18 protein-coding genes are annotated in these 16,887 nt (G+C 60.7%); 11 read left to right on the top strand and 7 right to left on the bottom strand.

Annotated elements, in window-relative coordinates; translation table 11 throughout:
- Positions 1 to 64 precede the first annotated feature (64 nt).
- Positions 65 to 661, top strand: coding sequence for a MarC family protein (locus tag ACEN8E_RS02525; protein WP_111284385.1), 597 nt, complete (start codon positions 65 to 67; stop codon positions 659 to 661).
- Positions 662 to 675: 14 nt separating this feature from the next.
- Here the strand turns inward: ACEN8E_RS02525 and ACEN8E_RS02520 are convergent, their stop codons facing one another.
- The 7 genes from ACEN8E_RS02520 to ACEN8E_RS02490 all read right to left on the bottom strand — a co-directional run bounded on the left by ACEN8E_RS02520 (position 676) and on the right by ACEN8E_RS02490 (position 7,563).
- Positions 676 to 1,338 (bottom strand): hypothetical protein, encoded by a 663-nt coding sequence (locus ACEN8E_RS02520; RefSeq protein ID WP_495591307.1) that lies wholly within the window; start codon positions 1,336 to 1,338, stop codon positions 676 to 678.
- Positions 1,339 to 1,392: 54 nt separating this feature from the next.
- The gene (locus ACEN8E_RS02515) at positions 1,393 to 2,208 is read right to left on the bottom strand and encodes a hypothetical protein (RefSeq protein WP_495591306.1); all 816 of its coding nucleotides are present in this window, start codon (positions 2,206 to 2,208) and stop codon (positions 1,393 to 1,395) included.
- A gap of 161 nt (positions 2,209 to 2,369) precedes the next feature.
- Positions 2,370 to 4,073, bottom strand: coding sequence for a precorrin-3B C(17)-methyltransferase (cobJ, locus tag ACEN8E_RS02510; protein WP_495591305.1), 1,704 nt, complete (start codon positions 4,071 to 4,073; stop codon positions 2,370 to 2,372).
- Complete coding sequence (locus tag ACEN8E_RS02505) at positions 4,073 to 4,804, bottom strand: precorrin-2 C(20)-methyltransferase (RefSeq protein ID WP_495593265.1); 732 nt, start codon at positions 4,802 to 4,804, stop codon at positions 4,073 to 4,075. Before ACEN8E_RS02505 ends, cobJ begins: the two co-directional genes overlap by 1 nt.
- A complete protein-coding gene (locus ACEN8E_RS02500) occupies positions 4,804 to 5,430 on the bottom strand; it encodes a precorrin-8X methylmutase (protein WP_007979603.1) in 627 nt (208 codons plus the stop codon). Before ACEN8E_RS02500 ends, ACEN8E_RS02505 begins: the two co-directional genes overlap by 1 nt.
- Positions 5,423 to 6,745: a precorrin-3B synthase gene (gene cobG, locus ACEN8E_RS02495; RefSeq protein ID WP_495591304.1), complete on the bottom strand. Its 1,323-nt coding sequence runs from the start codon at positions 6,743 to 6,745 to the stop codon at positions 5,423 to 5,425. Before cobG ends, ACEN8E_RS02500 begins: the two co-directional genes overlap by 8 nt.
- Before the next feature lie 143 nt (positions 6,746 to 6,888).
- A complete protein-coding gene (locus tag ACEN8E_RS02490) occupies positions 6,889 to 7,563 on the bottom strand; it encodes a hypothetical protein (RefSeq protein WP_495591303.1) in 675 nt (224 codons plus the stop codon).
- Positions 7,564 to 7,777: 214 nt separating this feature from the next.
- On the opposite strand from ACEN8E_RS02490, the gene cbiE reads away from it, so the two are divergent.
- The 10 genes from cbiE to ACEN8E_RS02440 all read left to right on the top strand — a co-directional run bounded on the left by cbiE (position 7,778) and on the right by ACEN8E_RS02440 (position 16,791).
- Complete coding sequence (gene cbiE / locus ACEN8E_RS02485) at positions 7,778 to 8,989, top strand: precorrin-6y C5,15-methyltransferase (decarboxylating) subunit CbiE (protein WP_495591302.1); 1,212 nt, start codon at positions 7,778 to 7,780, stop codon at positions 8,987 to 8,989.
- Positions 8,982 to 10,079 carry a cobalt-precorrin-5B (C(1))-methyltransferase gene (locus ACEN8E_RS02480; RefSeq protein ID WP_495591301.1) on the top strand — a complete coding sequence of 366 codons (1,098 nt, stop codon included), beginning with the start codon at positions 8,982 to 8,984 and terminating at the stop codon, positions 10,077 to 10,079. The genes cbiE and ACEN8E_RS02480 overlap by 8 nt, the downstream gene beginning before the upstream one ends.
- Positions 10,076 to 10,792, top strand: coding sequence for a cobalt-precorrin-6A reductase (locus ACEN8E_RS02475; RefSeq protein WP_495591300.1), 717 nt, complete (start codon positions 10,076 to 10,078; stop codon positions 10,790 to 10,792). Before ACEN8E_RS02480 ends, ACEN8E_RS02475 begins: the two co-directional genes overlap by 4 nt.
- Before the next feature lie 201 nt (positions 10,793 to 10,993).
- Positions 10,994 to 11,296 (top strand): type II toxin-antitoxin system RelE/ParE family toxin, encoded by a 303-nt coding sequence (locus tag ACEN8E_RS02470; protein WP_015093287.1) that lies wholly within the window; start codon positions 10,994 to 10,996, stop codon positions 11,294 to 11,296.
- A gap of 2 nt (positions 11,297 to 11,298) precedes the next feature.
- Positions 11,299 to 11,589, top strand: coding sequence for an addiction module antidote protein (locus tag ACEN8E_RS02465; RefSeq protein WP_057397803.1), 291 nt, complete (start codon positions 11,299 to 11,301; stop codon positions 11,587 to 11,589).
- A gap of 96 nt (positions 11,590 to 11,685) precedes the next feature.
- Positions 11,686 to 12,084: a DUF2946 domain-containing protein gene (locus tag ACEN8E_RS02460; protein WP_495591299.1), complete on the top strand. Its 399-nt coding sequence runs from the start codon at positions 11,686 to 11,688 to the stop codon at positions 12,082 to 12,084.
- Positions 12,085 to 12,130: 46 nt separating this feature from the next.
- A complete protein-coding gene (locus ACEN8E_RS02455) occupies positions 12,131 to 12,610 on the top strand; it encodes a copper chaperone PCu(A)C (RefSeq protein ID WP_495591298.1) in 480 nt (159 codons plus the stop codon).
- Positions 12,611 to 12,631: 21 nt separating this feature from the next.
- Positions 12,632 to 13,075 carry a DUF2946 domain-containing protein gene (locus tag ACEN8E_RS02450; RefSeq protein WP_495591297.1) on the top strand — a complete coding sequence of 148 codons (444 nt, stop codon included), beginning with the start codon at positions 12,632 to 12,634 and terminating at the stop codon, positions 13,073 to 13,075.
- A 109-nt stretch (positions 13,076 to 13,184) separates the two neighbouring features.
- Complete coding sequence (locus ACEN8E_RS02445; protein ID WP_495591296.1) at positions 13,185 to 15,302, top strand: TonB-dependent copper receptor; 2,118 nt, start codon at positions 13,185 to 13,187, stop codon at positions 15,300 to 15,302.
- Between the two features lie 109 nt (positions 15,303 to 15,411).
- Positions 15,412 to 16,791 carry a PepSY-associated TM helix domain-containing protein gene (locus ACEN8E_RS02440; RefSeq protein ID WP_495591295.1) on the top strand — a complete coding sequence of 460 codons (1,380 nt, stop codon included), beginning with the start codon at positions 15,412 to 15,414 and terminating at the stop codon, positions 16,789 to 16,791.
- Positions 16,792 to 16,887: the final 96 nt, after the last annotated feature.

Below are 16,887 nucleotides of genomic sequence, written 5' to 3'. Positions count from 1 at the left end.
CGACAGACTGCACAACCCCTGATAGACTCCCTCCTCGACTTCCCTCGCCAGTGAGCCCGGCACCATGCTCCATGTGTTGTTCAGCGTTTACTTGAAGATGCTGGTGCTCTACAGCCCATTCTTCGTGTTGTCCTGCTTCATCAGCCTGACCCGTGGTTATTCGCGCAAGGAGCAGCGTCGGCTGGCCTGGAAAGTGGCGGTCGCCACACTGGTCTCCAGCGTGTTGCTGTACTTGTTCGGGCGAGTGATTTTCAGTGTTTTCGGCATTACCGTGGATGCATTCCGCATCGGCGCAGGCAGTGTCCTGTTCATCTCGGCGCTCGGGATGGCACAAGGCAAATCCGCGGTACAGACCGACAACGTGCAGCAGGATGTGACCATCGTCCCGCTGACCATTCCACTGACCGTCGGCCCCGGTACCATCGGTGCCTTGCTGGTGATGGGCGTGAGCCAGCCGCACTGGGACGACAAGCTCACCGCCATTGTCAGTATTGCCCTGGCCAGCTTCACCGTGGGGGTGGTGCTTTATCTGTCGAGTCGCATCGAACGCATACTCGGTGACCAGGGATTGCAGATTGTCAGCCGCTTGATGGGGTTGTTCGTGTGCGCTCTGGCGGCGCAGATCATCTTCACGGGTGTGAAGGGGTATCTGGTGCCCTAGTGGCCACTCCTGCCTCAGATCAACTCAATGACCTGCTCCTGGCGCCGACTTCCCAGCAAGGAAATGACAGTCGCGCGGGACAGGTCGTAATCCTCCCGCTCCATAAGTGCTTCATACCCGCTGACATTCAGTTCTGCGTTTATTTTTTCAGGGTTGAAGCGCTGCGTTGCAAGACACCCCGAAACGGGTTCGCCATATTCGAAGGCCAGCGTGAAGACGCTCATACCGACGCCCTCAGACATCACCCCCACTTGCAGCCGTATCCACCTTTCTTGCTGCAGGGCGTGCCTGCCCAGCAACTCATTTGGCGCTGAAGCCGGATGCTGTCGTGACAGTCGCTCCAGGCTGGCGCCCAGCGACCTTAACGCGGCAGAAGGCACACTTTGTCCCACGACCGCCTGCAACAACTCACTCATAGTAAAACTGTCGGATAGCGGTACTGGAAAGCTTGCATGGGTATCGCTGAAAAGGGTTCCGCCCAGCGTCCTGACGGCCATCTTGTTTGCGTACACCCAGTCGTCAATCGCCCTGAAGTCGGGTGACTTGTGGGAAGCCACCGTGTGCGCGTATAGCAGTGCGTCCAGGCCATCCTGCCGGTCTGGCCCGGACAACGCTCCCGACACCAGAATCAAACTGCCTGCACACATGTAAGTTGAGTCATTAAAACCCGTGTCCATTGATCTTTTCCCGTCAAAAAAATCAGAGGCTTGTGCCTCTGACTCTCATGAGACTCAGGCTGCGCCGAATTCATAGGTGAGTGCTTTTTGACGTTGTTCGGCCAATGCCTTCAAGATCAGCGGCTCGACCATCAAATAGTCTTCTTCATCCATGTGCATGGTGGCCGCGCCGTTGTAGATCTCGACACTGGATGTGCTCCACTCCACGAACAGCACTTTTGTCGGCCGTGCTTTGGCGAAGTATTGGACAGCGGCAATGGTCATGGTGATATCGCCTTCAGCGCCTTCCAGTGCAGTCGACATGCAGAAGTTCCCGCCTTCGGCCTTCCTGGAATTGTTTTCGAAAAGCCTCAATGCCTCAGGCTCGTTCTTCAACGCATCCATGGTCTTATCGGCCACTTTGGATAGTACGGTGAGTGCCGCCGCGCCCTTGCTGACGGCAGCAGCTACCGCAGTGTGAAGAATATCCAGCGCAACATTATCCATCGTCAGCTTTTGGGAAGACGCCTGGTAACGGTTATAAGGCTCACTAAAAGCAAACCAGCCCGCCAGTTTCATCAACCTCATGAACTCGTTGTAACGTTGTTCTTTCTGACTCGCAGCCGGGTATTTAAGCAAGGCCACCAAGTCAGCGTACATATACGTATTTTTTACAATGCGCTTGCTTCGCTTTGACATGCTCGCATCGAAACCGGCAATACCGACTCCCATGATGGCAGCGTTCAACTCATCTTTGTCGATGGGCAATTGTGCAGCGGAAAACCCTGCAAATGATCGAGCCTTCGGTAACTGAGCGATAAACTTATTATTTTCTTCAATTAACGCAATGCGCTCAACAGCATCAAGCTTTTGATTGGCAACTTCGGTCACTTTATTGATTCCTTTCAAGTTAATTAAACGCCGTCGTGGCGCCACATCAAACTAGCGCCACAACCAGAACCAATCAACCAGCAAAGAATTCAATTAATTTCAGAAGCAATCAACCAATCCATTCGAATAGTTTAAACAAAACCAATTACAGAGTATCGATTTCATGACGAAGGCTTCGCGCCATACCAGCGTGGCGTATAGACCCAGTCCCCGCCTCCAGTGCGTGGAAAAACGCAGGTCAAGGATGAGCCGATCAACACCATGGTACGCATATCAACCTGATCCGGGGTTAACTGACCAAGAGTGGTAGCTCGAAGCGTCTGCCCCGGCCGCCCGATATCCCGGCCCAGCACCACAGGTGTCTCAGGCACGCGGTGCCGGGCGACGATGTCCAGGGCTTGCCCCAATTGCCAAGGGCGTGAACGCGAAATCGGGTTGTAGAACGCCAGGGCCAGATCTGCCTGGGCAGCCAGGTCCAGCCGTTTCTCGATGATCGACCAGGGCTTGAGGTTGTCCGACAGTGACAGCACACAAAAGTCATGACCCAACGGTGCGCCGGCCTGCGCAGCCGTTGCCAGCGAGGCGGATACACCTGGCAGGATCTCGAGATCGACGTTGTGCCAATGAACGTCCGTGGACTCATGAAGCGCCTCGAGCACCGCGGCAGCCATGGCGAAAACGCCCGGGTCACCCGACGAAACCACAACCACCGATCGCCCTTGGGCTGCCAGCTCGAAAGCGTGACGGGCGCGTTGCATCTCTTCGCGGTTGTCAGTGCAATGCAGCACTTGATCGGCGCGAAACGGCCCGGCCATGCGCACGTAAGTTTCATAACCCAGCACGTCGGTCGCTCGGGCCAGTTCCGCCTTCACCGCCGGCACCATCAATTCGGCCGCGCCCGGTCCCAGACCAATCACCGCCAGACGTCCGCGGGGACGACCGATCTGCTTCGGGTCCAGCGGCTGTTCGGCCAGGGCAATGGCAACGATGTCATTACCCAGAATGGAAACGGCTTGGCCAATGGTCGTGCGCAGACGTTCGCCAACCACACCCTCGGCGCTGGTAAAGCGCAATGGCACGCCGAGTTCCAGCGCTGATTCACGCAACGCCGTATTGGCCATTTCGGTGTCGGCGGCCAACAGGCAGGCCAGCGATTGAATGGCAATTTTTTCTTGATGCAGCACATCGCGAACCGTCGTCGTGATGTTGGTCACTCCGGCACTGACGGCCACCACCACGTTACGCGGATAGATCAGCAATTCATTGGCAGCAGGTTGGCGCTCGGCATGACTCACATGCACAGCCAATCGCGCCTGTGCATCCTCGGGCAACTGCGCCTGCGCCAGCCACGGGGCCTCGCCTTCGATGCGCACCGTTTCACCGGCCAGCAAATCGGAAACGAAACGCTTGCCCAATTCCAGATCGCCAAGGGAATAACCGCTAGGCGGGTTGAGCAGGCACGTGCCGAAACGCAACTCGCCGCTGGTGGTGATCGCTGCAGCGACTTCAAGCCCGGCGGCAATCTCCCGCGCCATCACATTCACCCCACCGAGACCACCCAGCAAAGGAACCACGGCGCTGCCGTCTTCGGCCACCGCCAACACCGGTGGCTCGGCGCCCTTTTCCAGCAACAAGGGCGCCAGCGTGCGGATTACGATCCCGGCCGCGCACAGGGCAATGATCGGCGTGCCCTGTTGGTAGAGCTCGCGCAGGGTCACGCCAAATTCGTGATAGGCCCGATCGGCGCCGTCGACCCGTTCGGCCAGGCCGTGGATCAGGGCTTCGGGGTACACCTGCTGAATGCTGCGTGCGGTAGTGAGGCTGCCATTGCCTAGAATGACAATCGCCGGAACTGGACGGGTCATCAGCCTTGCCACCTTTCACCTGGAACGATGATCAACGAGAAGTACGGCGAGGACATCGGCTCGACCTGATCCAGCGGCACGATCTTCTGGTTGGCCATGGTCGCGCGTTCGACGTACAACGCACGCTCGGCCAGGCCGAGTTCTTCCAGCACCTGGCGGACCTTGGGAAAGTTGCGCCCCAGTTTCATGATCACCGCCGCATCGGCATCGGCCAGGCGGCGCTTGAGTTCGTCGTGCGGCAACACACCGGACAACACCGACAGGCTCTGATTGCGATATACCAGTGGAGCACCGAGCACCGATGCGCCGCCAAGCATAGAGCACACGCCCGGTACGACTTCAGCCTGATAGCGCTCGGCGAGCCGGTCGTGCAAGTACATGTAGGAGCCATAGAAGAAGGGATCGCCTTCGCAGATCACCGCCACGTCACGACCGGCATTGAGATGCGCCGCCAGCTCTTCGGCGGCGTCATCGTAAAAGTCGCTGATCACTTGTTCGTAGGACAGCGGCGCAGGCAGGGCTTCTGTGGTCACCGGGTAAACCAGTGGCAACAGATTCTGCGCCTCTTGCAGATGCGCCTCGATGATGCCGAACGCATTGCCCTTTTTACCCTTGGCGACGAAGTACGCCACTACCGGCGATTCGCGCAGCAGGCGCAAGGCCTTGACGGTAATCAGCTCCGGATCACCGGGACCGACACCAAGGCCGATCAAACGTCCAGGTTGCTGCATCATTCGATCTCCGTGGCGAGCGCATTGACGGCGGCGGCGGCCATGGCGCTACCGCCCAGGCGACCCTGCATGATGACAAAAGGCACGCCACGGCTGTCGGCCGCCAGCGCTGCCTTGGATTCGGCGGCGCCGACGAAGCCCACTGGAAAACCGAGGATCAGCGCCGGTTTCGGCGCACCGGCGTCGAGCATTTCCAGCAAGTAAAACAGTGCCGTCGGGGCGTTGCCGATGACCACCACGCTGCCTTCCAGGTGCGGACGCCACAGTTCCAGCGCAGCGGCTGAGCGGGTGTTTCCCAATTCACGGGCCAGCTCAGGAACGCTCTCATCGCGCAAGGTGCAGATCACCGGATTGTTCGCCGGCAACCGCGCTCGGGTCACACCTTCGGAGACCATCCGTGCATCGCACAAAATCGGCGCGCCAGCCGCCAGTGCATCACGCCCGGCCTTGCCCGCCCCTTCGGAAAACTGCAAACCGTCGATGGCCTCGACCATGCCGCAGGCGTGAATCACACGGACCGCGAGTTTCTCCAGATCGGCCGGAATTCGGTCGAGATTGGCCTCGGCGCGAATGATCGCGAAGGAGTTGCGATAGATCTCCTGACCGTCGCGGATGTAATCAAGCATCAAGGGGGCTCCGTGAGCGGGCGTCGAGCAGGGCCGCGACCGCTTCAATAGTAAGGTTGCGTGCGTGCAGTGCGCCGAAACCCGGCTGCGCTGCATCGCGAAAATAGAGATCGTAATGACCGGAGGCGACGGCCAGCAAGGTGACGGGCGCCGTATGCGCGGCGGCACAGGAACGCGCGCACCCACTCAAATGCACGCTCGGTGTTTGCCCGTGACGCTGCAGCAAACTGGCCAGTTGCAGGGCATCGCCCTTGGTCTCGGCCAGGCCTTTGCCGCAGCCGTTTGCACCGGTGCAAGCGATCAACCGGGACAAGGGCTGATCGGCTTCGCACTGCAAGCCCAGACACTGCAACTGCCTAATGACCTCGGCGGCGTTTTCCGCGCGGATATTGGGCAGCAGCAGGCTTTGCCAGGGTGTGAAGCGCAGACTGGAATCACCGAGTTCCCGTGCCAGTTGTGCCACGCCCCGCAGCATCGCCGGATCGAGCCGCCCCAGTGGCGGGACAGCCCCCACATAGACAACACCCGACTCGGCCTGGGAATGGGCGCCGATGTGCAGTTCACTGGAGCCCGAAACCCGCTGCCACCCGATAACCGCTTGCAGTGGCAATTGTTCAGCCAGCCGAAGCAGCAAGGTCTCGACCGAATACTCGGCCAGCAAATGACGCATTCGCGTCTGCTCTGGGCGCGCCAGTTCAAGGAACAACTCAAGGACCGCGACCACCAGCGCGTGACCGTCAGCCAGTACAACCGAACCGGCGGGCCTGTCCGTCGGGCATCCCGCCAGACCGAACGCCAGCCGGTGCTCGCCGTCTTGTTCAAACGCCGAGAGCCACAGGTCATGGGGATGTTCGAGCATTGCCAGGTCTTCGCCACCATCGAGTTGCACGGCGAACTTGGCGCTGAGGTCGTGGAAAGCTTCGTGGCTTTGTAATGTGGCGAGGATCTGCCCGGCCAATGGGCGAGTGTCGAACAGCATGCGCCGGTCGATCCCTGCGCCGGGGCTGAGCATCAGGTTGCGCACATCGTCGCCAGCTGCCGTGCGCGGCCCCAGATCGGCGGCCAGCAAGCTGTCGATCAACACCGCTTGCTGGTTGCCAATCCCGCGGATCTGCAGGTTGGCCCGGTTGGTGGCCTCGATCGCGCCGCTGGCGTAACGCTCGGCCGCAGCCGCCACGGCCTCGGCTTGAGCGCTGCTGATCGAACCACCGTTCAACTTGATCCGGCAGATGCCGCCATCCAGCGCCGGGACAATACGCAGCAACCCCGGGCAGGCCGAGGGGCGTAAGGCGGTGGACAGCGGACGTTCGTTCAAGGCGGACCCGTTCAGGTGGCGAGGCGATTCACGGCAAAAGTGCGCGGTATTATGCCTGCATTGCTTCGCCTCATGAGAAGACTCCGGTCGGAATGCCTGTTCAAATTCACCGGAGCCAGGGGCAAGCACGGCCCCGATTGTCGTTATGTCGTCAGTGCGATCTCGCGCAAGCGCATTTCTTTCACCGCATTGTTCAGGCTTTCACGGTACTTGCTCATCTCCCGCGGCTTGATTGCGAAGCGCCGCACCCGGATATCCAGCTGCGTTTGCGGCTGCTCCACCTCCCAGAACAACAGCCGGGTGCTCCAGCTGGTACTGAGCAAACGCACGTTGGTCACCAGAATCTCAAGCTCGCCGGCACGATTGTACTCGGCCGGTAGAAACCGAAAATCCCTCCACTGGCGAGCACTGGAGGTCAACAGTTCCAGCGCCGGTCGATCATGTTCGAGCTGGTTGAACGCTTGCCTGATCAGACTCAATTTCGCCCGGCTCACTTGCCTCGACAAGGCCTTGGACCAGGTCTCCACCAGGCTGCCTGTGTAATGGTTGTCGACGACGACCACCGGCTGATGCTCCAGGCTCCAGCCGGTCGACCAGAGCACCCCCGAATAAAACTCGAACCATTGAGCCGGACTCTGCTCGCGGTCATGTCGAAGATCAGCGCGACTTTCCGCCCAGCGCATGCTGTTCTTGATGTACTGCTTGTCCTCTCTGGACAGTCCGGGAAAATAAGCCAGCAGAGTGTTGTCGAGCACAGCGGCATCCAGCCCCTGAGGAGAACCGGCGCTACGCTGTATGTCATCAAAGAATGTATCCATGTTTGATTTCCTGCCTTCCTGGCATGGGTTGATTAAACCTGAGGATTTTCGCGCCCCAGGCGAACCCCACCCTATCAACAAAAAATACCGGCCAAAAAAACATCATCAACATTTGATGTCCGACCATCTTCATCAGGGAAGAGAAGGCAGTCAGCTCAAGGAACCCGCGCTATCATGCCGCCCAACAACGTTGAACACGGGATTGAGGAACAGCATGACACCCTGGCTGACGGTAGTAGGCATCGGTGAAGACGGTTTCAAGGGCCTGGGCAGGAACGCCCGGCATGCGCTGTTGCGCGCCTCGAAAATCTTCGGCGGCCAGCGGCACCTGGATTTGCTCCCGCCGTGCATACGCGGCGAGCGCCAGCCGTGGCCAAGCCCCTTCTCCATTGAGTCACTGCTATCGCACCGTGGCGAGCCCGTTTGTGTCCTGGCCAGTGGCGATCCGATGTTCTTCGGTGTCGGCGCCAGCCTTGCCCGGCAACTCCCCGCAGCCGAGATGCTGACGCTGCCCGCGCCCTCCTCCTGCTCACTGGCCGCTGCGCGAATGGGCTGGCCGCTGCAGGAGGTGGTGACACTTTCAGTGGTGGCCCGGCCTGTCGCCGCCCTCAATGTCCACCTGTCCAGCGGCGTGCGCTTGTTGGTATTGAGCAACGACGGCAGCAGCCCCGCCGCCATCGCTGCTCTGTTACGCGAACGTGGCTTCGGCCCTAGCCGTCTCAGCGTGCTGGAACATCTGGGAGGCGACGCCGAACGACGCGTCGACGGCATCGCCAGCGACTGGAACGATTCGCCTATCGCCGACCTGAACCTGATCGCCATCGAGTGCGTCGCCGAGCCGAACACGTTGCGGTTGTCACGACTGGCCGGCCTGCCGGACTCGGCCTTCCGGCACGACGGCCAACTGACCAAACGCGATGTGCGCGCCATCACCCTCGCGCGTCTGGCTCCGACTCCCGGCGAGCTGTTGTGGGACGTCGGTGCCGGCAGCGGCTCGATCGGCATCGAATGGATGCGCGCTCACCCCAGTTGCCGCGCACTGGCCATCGAGGCCGATGCGGGTCGCCAAACGTTGATCGAACACAACCGCGATGCCCTCGGCGTTCCCGGCCTGCAACTGATTAGCGGCAGCGCGCCACAGGCCTTGGTCGGGCTGGAGCGACCGGATGCGATTTTCATCGGCGGCGGCGTCACCCGCGAAGGCGTACTTGAAGCCTGCTGGGCCGAACTCAAACCTGGGGGCCGGCTGGTCGCCAATGCGGTCACCCTGCAAAGTGAAATGACCCTGATGGCCTGGCGCGAGCAACACGGCGGGGACTTGACCCGCATTCATATTGCCCAGGCACAACCGCTGGGCGACTTCGACACCTGGCGCCAGGCCTTGCCGATTACCCTGCTGGACGTGACGAAGCCCTTCGATGCGTGATGAAACCGCCGAACAACTCGCCCCCTTGCGCAGCGGCCTGACCACCGGCAGTTGCGCCACGGCTACCAGCCTCGCCGCCGCGCGCCTGCTGCTGGATGGCACATCGACCGATGCGGTGGAAATCGTGTTGCCCAAGGGCAAGCAGGTGCAGATGCGCCTGGAGTTCTGCCGGCTGATCGAGGACGGCGCCGAAGCAGGAACTATCAAGGATGCCGGGGACGATCCGGACGTGACCCACGGTGCCCTGCTCTACTCCCAGGTGCGCCTGAGCGCCGAACCGGGGACTCGTTTCAAGGCAGGACACGGCGTCGGCACCGTGACCCGGCCCGGACTGGTGCTGGGAGTCGGCGAGCCCGCGATCAATCCGGTGCCACGCAAAATGATCAGCGAGCACTTGGCCCGACTGGCCGACGAACTCGGCTACAGCGGTGGTTTCGACGTCACGGTCAATGTCGAGAACGGCGAGGCCCTGGCACTGAAAACCATGAACCCGCGCCTGGGCATTCTTGGTGGCCTGTCGATACTCGGTACCAGCGGCATCGTCCGGCCGTTTTCCTGCGCGGCCTACATCGCCTCGATCCACCAGGGCATCGACGTAGCGAAAACCAACGGTTACCTGCACATCGCCGCCTGCACCGGCAACGCCAGCGAAGACACCATGCGTAGGGTCTACAACCTGCCGGAAATCGCCTTGATCGAAATGGGCGACTTCGTCGGCGCCGTGCTCAAGCACCTGCGCAAAGTGCCTGTGGATAAACTCAGCCTGTGCGGTGGTTTCGGCAAGATCAGCAAACTGGCGGCCGGGCATATGGATCTGCACAGTCGCCATTCGAGCATTGACCTGCCGCAACTGGCGTCATGGGCGGCGCAGGTCGGCGCCGATGCGGCCTTGCAGCAGAGCATCCGCGAGGCCAACACCAGCCAGCAGGCACTGGCCATGGCCGCCGCCGCCGGGGTCGCCCTGGGTGATGCAGTCTGTCAGCACGCCCTGGATTTTGCCCGCACTGTGGTACCGGCGCAGGTTCAGGTGGAAGTCTTTGCCATCGATCGCCAGGGCGGGATAGTTGGCCATGCGGGAGCCTTTGAATGAAGCGCATCCTGTTGCTCGGTGGCGTGACCGAAGCCCTGACCATTGCCCGCACGCTGGGACCGCAACATATCTACAGCCTGGCCGGTATCGGTCGGATACCGACGGATCTGCAATGCCAGGTTCGCGTCGGCGGCTACGGCGGCGCCGAGGGGTTGGCGCAATTCATCCGCGATGAAGGTATCGATCTGCTGCTCGACGCGACTCACCCCTACGCCGCCCAAATCAGCCAGAACGCCGCGACCGCCACGCGCTCGAGCGGCATTCCCTGCTGGGCTCTGCGGCGTCCGGCCTGGCAAGCCCAGGCGGGTGATGACTGGCGGGAAGTCAGCGATTGGGCCGGACTGATCGAAGCCCTCAAGCCCTTTCGTCGACCGCTGTTCACCCTCGGTCGCGAGCCCCTGCAACACCTCGATGAAATTCCTGCGCAGCAATTCTGGACCCTGCGCGCCCTGGACCCGTATCCGGGCAACGAGCGCTGCGAAGTGATCGGCGCCCGCGGGCCATTCCTGATCGACGATGAACGTGAGTTGTTCGAACGTAGGCAGATCGACGTGCTGATCAGCAAGAACAGTGGCAGCACGGCGACCGAGCCGAAACTGGAAGTCGCCCGTGAGCGGGGAGTACCGGTGATCGTCTTGAAGCGGCCGGAGTTGCCAGGCGTGGATCGGGAATTCCTCTCGGTGGCAGATATGCTGGATGTCCTATCGATGTAGGACTGTTCCTGAGAGTTGCTAAATCCAGCGATTGCGCTGGCAATAAACTCAGACGCAGCCGGCTATCTACTCTACGACCGCGTTCCTATAGTTCGCCTCCTCATGAACCAATCAAGCGCACCCGACATCCACGGGGATGAATGGCCTCGCCCAAAAGAAAGTGACGCTTGCCACCCTGTATCCCAAGGAATACGATTCAACATGATCGAATTTGAGCGATCCCGAGTATTTGCTGACTGGCTCAACTCGCTGAGGGACACCATTGGCAAAGCTCGAATAATCGCCAGACTCCGGGCAGCCGAGTATGGGAATTTTGGTGATTGTGAATCTGTAGGTGCCGCGGTTTATGAGATGCGCGTTCACTACGGCCCAGGCTACAGGTTGTACTTCACTCGCAGAGATGAGGTGATTTACTTGCTGTTGATTGGGGGTGACAAGTCGACTCAAAAACGAGATATCAAACGTGCTATTCAAATGGCACACAATATCGGTAATGAGGAGTAATCATGGCCGAACAATTTACCCGTTTTGATGCCGCCGAGTTTCTCAAGACACCGGAAGAAATGGCGGCTTATCTGGATGCCTGCTTTGAAGAGGATGCAGGAGACGGCGTGCTGATACGTGCAGCGCTCAACGATATCGCCCGGGCAAAGGGCATGACACAAATAGCCCGTGACGCCGGCTTGGGGCGCGAGAGTCTGTACAAGGCGCTGAGCAGTAGTGGCAATCCGGAATTCGCGACTATCATGAAGGTTATGAAAGCCTTGGGTCTGCGTTTGCACGCCATCGCTGTCTGATGCTGCGACACCACACCGCACGCAGCCTTTTTACTTATCGGCCCTGATCAGGCTAAATAGCCCGCGCCTGATCGCTCACCCAAACGGATTTGTCCCATGTCCCGACAACGGCTCGCAATTGCCTGGATAGCCTGCTTCGCAGTGCTGTTCAACATGCTCGCCATGCCGATGTCCGCAGCGATGGCGCAATCGGTGAAATCACCGGCCGAGCAGTTGTTGTGGGGCAGTTTCTGCAGCTCCGGCGGCACCAGGATGGTGGCGATTTCCATCGGGGACCTGGAACAGAAAGCCCCGCAAGGCGACGATCACTCCAACATGCAGCATTGCTGGTGCTGCTCGGGTTCCGCGCCAGTGGTGGCGCTGCCGGGGCATACCCCACAGCTGTATTTCGCGCACTTCGAGTCCAACCGAAGCCTGCCTGCGACCTCTCTCGAAAGCCCGTCACCGCGCCAGCAATGGCCGAGTCTCAACCCCCGCGCATCCCCTCTGGTGTGATTTTTTTCGCAATTGACCTGCGTTTAAATCGTTCCGGAGAACTGCCATGTTGAACAAACTCATCGTTCTGGCCGCGTTGCTGCTGCCTGCCTGCTTTGCCAATGCCCACGAATACAAGGTCGGCGAACTGGAAATCGCTCATCCGTGGTCCCAGGAGTTGCCGCCCAATGCGCCCACCGTTGCGGCGTATTTCGTGATCAACAATGAAGGCAAGACCGCCGACCGCCTGCTCAGCGTCGACACTCCCATTGCGGGCGAAGCGCAATTGCATGAACACCTGATGCAAGGCGACGTGATGAAAATGCAGCACGTACCGAACGTGGAAGTGCCCGCCGGTGGCGAGGTCACTTTCGCCCCGATGGCCTATCACGTGATGTTGCTGGGCCTCAAGGACCGCAGCCTGCTGGTAGACGGCAAGCGCTTCCCGATGACGCTGCACTTCGAGAAGTCCGGTGACGTGACGGTCGAAGTCGCGGTGCAGAAGCAGGCGCCGGACAGCCTGCAAGCGCACGTGCACACGCCGTAATCGCCTGAGCTGAAAACGCCCATGCGCTCGCTCAGCGCCAGGTCATCCAGGTCGCACAATCAGGCTATGAACCTGACACGCGGCAGCTGGATCAGCCTGTTCGCCATGCTGATGATCTTTATCGGTCCGCTGATTTCTCAGTCGATGCCGATGGATTCGCGCGCCATGTCGATGAGCATGCCTGCGGGCATGAGCATGGACATGTCGGCGATGGAGCATGCCGACCATGGCACGCAGGCCACTGCCGAGCACTGCCCGCCTGCTCCGGGGCACCATGTGCTGTGGGAAAAGTGCGGTTATTGCAGCCTGCTGTTCAATTGTCCGGCGCTGACCGGTGGCGTGTCCTTCGCCAACTTCGTCATCGCCCCCGTCAACACCTTCGACACACCCTCCGCGCGCCAGGGCCATGCCCGGCAAACCACCTTTCCCGGCGCCCGCACCCGCGCTCCTCCCGTCGTCGCGTAAACACTCACTTCTGATTTCACACGGTCCGCAAGACAGCCAAAGCTCGCTCCCACAGGGACAGCTTCAGGCTGCCGGCTGTGTCGTTTACGACTGTTCGACGGAAATTGTCATGTCCAGGTTTTCTGCTGTCCCGTGCTTGAGCCCTGCCCAAGCCTCTTTTGCCCTGAACGAATCTGCTGTTCGTTTCAGGCACGCCACTGCCATTCTGTGTGGTGCCTTGCTGGCGCCTTCTGCGCTGGCCGATGACCATACCGGTCACAGCGAAGAACTGAGCCCGACGGTGATTACCGCCGTTGCACCCAGCTCGCCATTGACCATCGTCACCAACCCCAAGGATCCGCGCCAACCGGTGCCGGCCAGCGATGGCGCCGATTACCTGAAAACCATCCCGGGCTTTGCCCTGGTGCGCAATGGCGGCACCAATGGCGACCCGGTGCTGCGTGGCATGTTCGGTTCGCGGCTGAACATTCTCACCAACGGCAGCATGATGCTCGGTGCCTGCCCGGGCCGGATGGACGCCCCGACCTCCTACATCTCGCCGGAAACCTACGACAAGCTCACCGTGATCAAAGGCCCGCAAACCGTGCTGTGGGGGCCGGGTTCTTCGGCCGGGACCATCCTGTTCGACCGCGAGCCGGAGCACTTCGGCGAGCTCGGCACTCGGGTCAATGCCAGCGTGTTGGCCGGCTCCTACGGCCGCTTCGACAAACTGGTGGACGCTGCCGCCGGTGGCCAGTCGGGTTACGTGCGGGTCATCGGCAACACCGCGCACTCCGACGACTACCAGGACGGCAACAACGACACCGTGCCGTCGCGCTATGAAAAATGGAACGGTGATGTGGCGCTGGGCTGGACGCCGAACGCCGACACCCTGCTGGAACTGACCGCCGGCCGTGGCGATGGTGAAGCCCGGTACGCCGGGCGCGGCATGGACGGTTCGCAGTTCCTGCGCGAAAGCCTCGGCCTGCGTTTCGAGCGGTCCAGCATCGGCGACGTACTGGATAAGGTCGAAGCACAGGTCTACTACAACTACGCCGACCACGTGATGGACAACTACACCCTGCGCACGCCGTCCGGTACCGGGATGATGGCCGGCCCCATGGCCTCCAACGTCGACCGTCGCACCCTCGGCGCACGGCTCAAGGCCACCTGGCGCTGGGCCGATGTGCAGCTGATCAGCGGCATCGACGCGCAGACCAATGAGCATCGCCAGCGCAGCGCCATGGGCATCGACACCTACAAGGACCTGCCGTACACAAAGGATGCCGACTTCCACAACTACGGCGTGTTTGGCGAGTTGACCTGGTACGCCGCCGACCGTGATCGCCTGATCAGCGGCGCACGCCTGGACCGAGCCTCGGCCAAGGACTTTCGGCAGACCACCGGCTCGGGAATGATGACCCGCCCGAACCCGACCGCCGACGACACCCGCGCCGATACCCTGCCGAGCGGTTTCATCCGCTACGAGCATGACCTGGCCGACAGCCCCACCACCCTGTATGCCGGCGTCGGCCACACCCAGCGGTTCCCGGATTACTGGGAGCTGTTTTCACCCAAGTTCGGCCCCGCCGGATCGGTGAACGCCTTCGATTCGATCAAGCCGGAAAAAACCACCCAGCTCGATTTCGGCCTGCAATACAAGACCGAAGTACTTGAGGCCTGGGCCTCGGCTTACGTCGGGCAGGTGCGCGATTACATCCTGTTCAACTACACCCCGACAATGATGGGTACAACCTCGCAAGCCGAGAACATCGACGCGCGAATCATGGGCGGTGAACTCGGCGCCGCTTACAACCTCACCGACAACTGGAAAGCCGATGCGACCCTGGCCTACGCCTGGGGCAAGAACAGCAGCGATGGCACGGCGTTGCCGCAGATGCCGCCGCTGGATGCCCGTTTCGGCCTGACCTACAGCGAAGACAACTGGAGCGCCGGCGCACTGTGGAGAGTGGTTGCCGCGCAAAACCGCATCGACCTGAACAAAGGCAACGTGGTCGGCAAGGACTTCGACAAGACGCCGGGTTTCGGCGTGTTTTCCCTTAACGGTGCCTATCGGATCAACAGCCACTGGAAGGTCAGCAGCGGCGTCGACAACCTGTTCGGCAAGGCTTACGCCGAGCACTTGAACCTGGCCGGCAACGCCGGTTTCGGCTTCCCCGCCAATGACCCGCAAGCCATCAAGGAACCGGGGCGCACGCTCTGGACCAAGGTGGACATGAGTTTCTGACAACAACGCAGGCAGGCCGCTCTTTTGTGGGAGCGAACCTGCTCGCGATCGGTTGCGCAGCAACCGCCAAGCAAACAACTAAAAGATCCAGCCAAGCGGAGCACACGTGATGAAACAGCCCAAAGTGAACTTCTACAACCTGGCGTGGCGCTGGCATTTCTATGCCGGATTGTTCGTTGCGCCTTTCATGGTGATGCTGGCCCTGACCGGCACCATCTACCTGTTCAAACCGCAACTCGACTCGCTGATGTACAGCAGCCTGCTCAACGTCCCGGCCGGTCATCACACTGTCCCCGCCGACGACCTGCTGACGCGGGTGAAAACGGCTTATCCACAAGGCCAGGTCACCCAGTACTTGCCACCGGTCAGTGGCGAACGCAGCGCACAGTTTGTCGTACTCAACGATGGCAAGGAGCTGAATGTTTTCGTCGACCCGTACCACGGCGATATCCTCGGTGAGCAAGACGCAAAGAAGAACCTGCAAGCCATCGCGCGGGCGATTCATGGCGAATTGATGATCGGCACCGTTGGCGATCGGCTGATCGAACTGGCCGCCGGTTGGGGCGTGGTGCTGGTGGTGTCCGGCATTTTCCTGTGGTGGCCACGCGGCCAGGCGGCGGGTATTTTGTGGCCGCGCCTGAACAGCCGTGGTCGCGTGTTGTGGCGTGACCTGCACGCGGTCACCGGGTTCTGGGGCGCGTCCCTGTTGCTGGTGATGTTGCTCAGCGGCATGACCTGGACCGGCTTCTGGGGCAAGCAATACGCCGAAGTGTGGAATGTGTTCCCGGCAGCCATGTGGGATGACATACCGAAGTCCGATGTCGAGGCACGCAGCCTCAACAGTGCCACGCGCCAGACCGTACCATGGGCCATGGAAAATACACCGATACCGATGTCCGGTGACCATGCCGAGCACATGGCCCACGACGGTGCGCATGCTGGTCCGGCGGCGCCGACCATCAGCCTGCAAGACGTACAAGACATCGCCACGCAGAGCAAGGTCGAGCCGGGCTACAGCATTACCTTGCCGAAATCCGCAACCGGCGTGTTCACCATCTCGGTGTTCGCCGATGACCCGCGCAACGACGCCACCCTGCATGTCGATCAGTACAGCGGCAAGGTCCTGGCCGACGTTCGTTTCGAGCACTACGGCACCGTCGCCCGCGCCACGGAAATCGGCGTGATGCTGCATGAAGGCAAAATGTTTGGTGTGGTCAACCAGATCATCGTGCTGTTGATCTGCCTGATGATTCTGCTCAGCGCCGTCAGTGGCGTGGTGATCTGGTGGAAGCGTCGCCCGCAAGGCAAGTTGGGCGTGCCGCCGCTGCGTCATGACCTGCCGAAATGGAAAACCGCGATGGTAATCATGTTCGTGCTGGCGGTGGCATTTCCGTTGGTGGGCGCTTCGCTGGTGGCCGTGTGGTTGCTGGATCGCCTGCTGCTGTCGCGTTTTACCCGGCAGACTGAAAGCGCTTCATCCTCATCATGAAACAGGCGAGATGCGCGGGGCTTAATGGGCTGTAAACTCCCCCGCGCGTCTCCCCCTAACATTCAGGGTGTCCTTTCGGGCCCCTTCGCGGGCAAG

The sequence above is a fragment of the Pseudomonas sp. Pseusp9 genome, assembly GCF_059491265.1.
This window is presented reverse-complemented; position numbering and strand designations above follow the sequence as displayed.

Bases quoted from the DNA above. Each gene is read 5' to 3' on its own strand.
- ACEN8E_RS02525 (WP_111284385.1), top strand. From the start codon at position 65: ATGCTCCATGTGTTGTTCAGCGTTTACTTGAAGATGCTGGTGCTCTAC.
- ACEN8E_RS02520 (WP_495591307.1), bottom strand. From the start codon at position 1,338: ATGGACACGGGTTTTAATGACTCAACTTACATGTGTGCAGGCAGTTTG.
- cobJ (WP_495591305.1), bottom strand. From the start codon at position 4,073: ATGACCCGTCCAGTTCCGGCGATTGTCATTCTAGGCAATGGCAGCCTC.
- ACEN8E_RS02505 (WP_495593265.1), bottom strand. From the start codon at position 4,804: ATGCAGCAACCTGGACGTTTGATCGGCCTTGGTGTCGGTCCCGGTGAT.
- ACEN8E_RS02500 (WP_007979603.1), bottom strand. From the start codon at position 5,430: ATGCTTGATTACATCCGCGACGGTCAGGAGATCTATCGCAACTCCTTC.
- ACEN8E_RS02490 (WP_495591303.1), bottom strand. From the start codon at position 7,563: ATGGATACATTCTTTGATGACATACAGCGTAGCGCCGGTTCTCCTCAG.
- cbiE (WP_495591302.1), top strand. From the start codon at position 7,778: ATGACACCCTGGCTGACGGTAGTAGGCATCGGTGAAGACGGTTTCAAG.
- ACEN8E_RS02480 (WP_495591301.1), top strand. From the start codon at position 8,982: ATGCGTGATGAAACCGCCGAACAACTCGCCCCCTTGCGCAGCGGCCTG.
- ACEN8E_RS02475 (WP_495591300.1), top strand. From the start codon at position 10,076: ATGAAGCGCATCCTGTTGCTCGGTGGCGTGACCGAAGCCCTGACCATT.
- ACEN8E_RS02470 (WP_015093287.1), top strand. From the start codon at position 10,994: ATGATCGAATTTGAGCGATCCCGAGTATTTGCTGACTGGCTCAACTCG.
- ACEN8E_RS02465 (WP_057397803.1), top strand. From the start codon at position 11,299: ATGGCCGAACAATTTACCCGTTTTGATGCCGCCGAGTTTCTCAAGACA.
- ACEN8E_RS02460 (WP_495591299.1), top strand. From the start codon at position 11,686: ATGTCCCGACAACGGCTCGCAATTGCCTGGATAGCCTGCTTCGCAGTG.
- ACEN8E_RS02455 (WP_495591298.1), top strand. From the start codon at position 12,131: ATGTTGAACAAACTCATCGTTCTGGCCGCGTTGCTGCTGCCTGCCTGC.
- ACEN8E_RS02450 (WP_495591297.1), top strand. From the start codon at position 12,632: ATGCGCTCGCTCAGCGCCAGGTCATCCAGGTCGCACAATCAGGCTATG.
- ACEN8E_RS02445 (WP_495591296.1), top strand. From the start codon at position 13,185: ATGTCCAGGTTTTCTGCTGTCCCGTGCTTGAGCCCTGCCCAAGCCTCT.
- ACEN8E_RS02440 (WP_495591295.1), top strand. From the start codon at position 15,412: ATGAAACAGCCCAAAGTGAACTTCTACAACCTGGCGTGGCGCTGGCAT.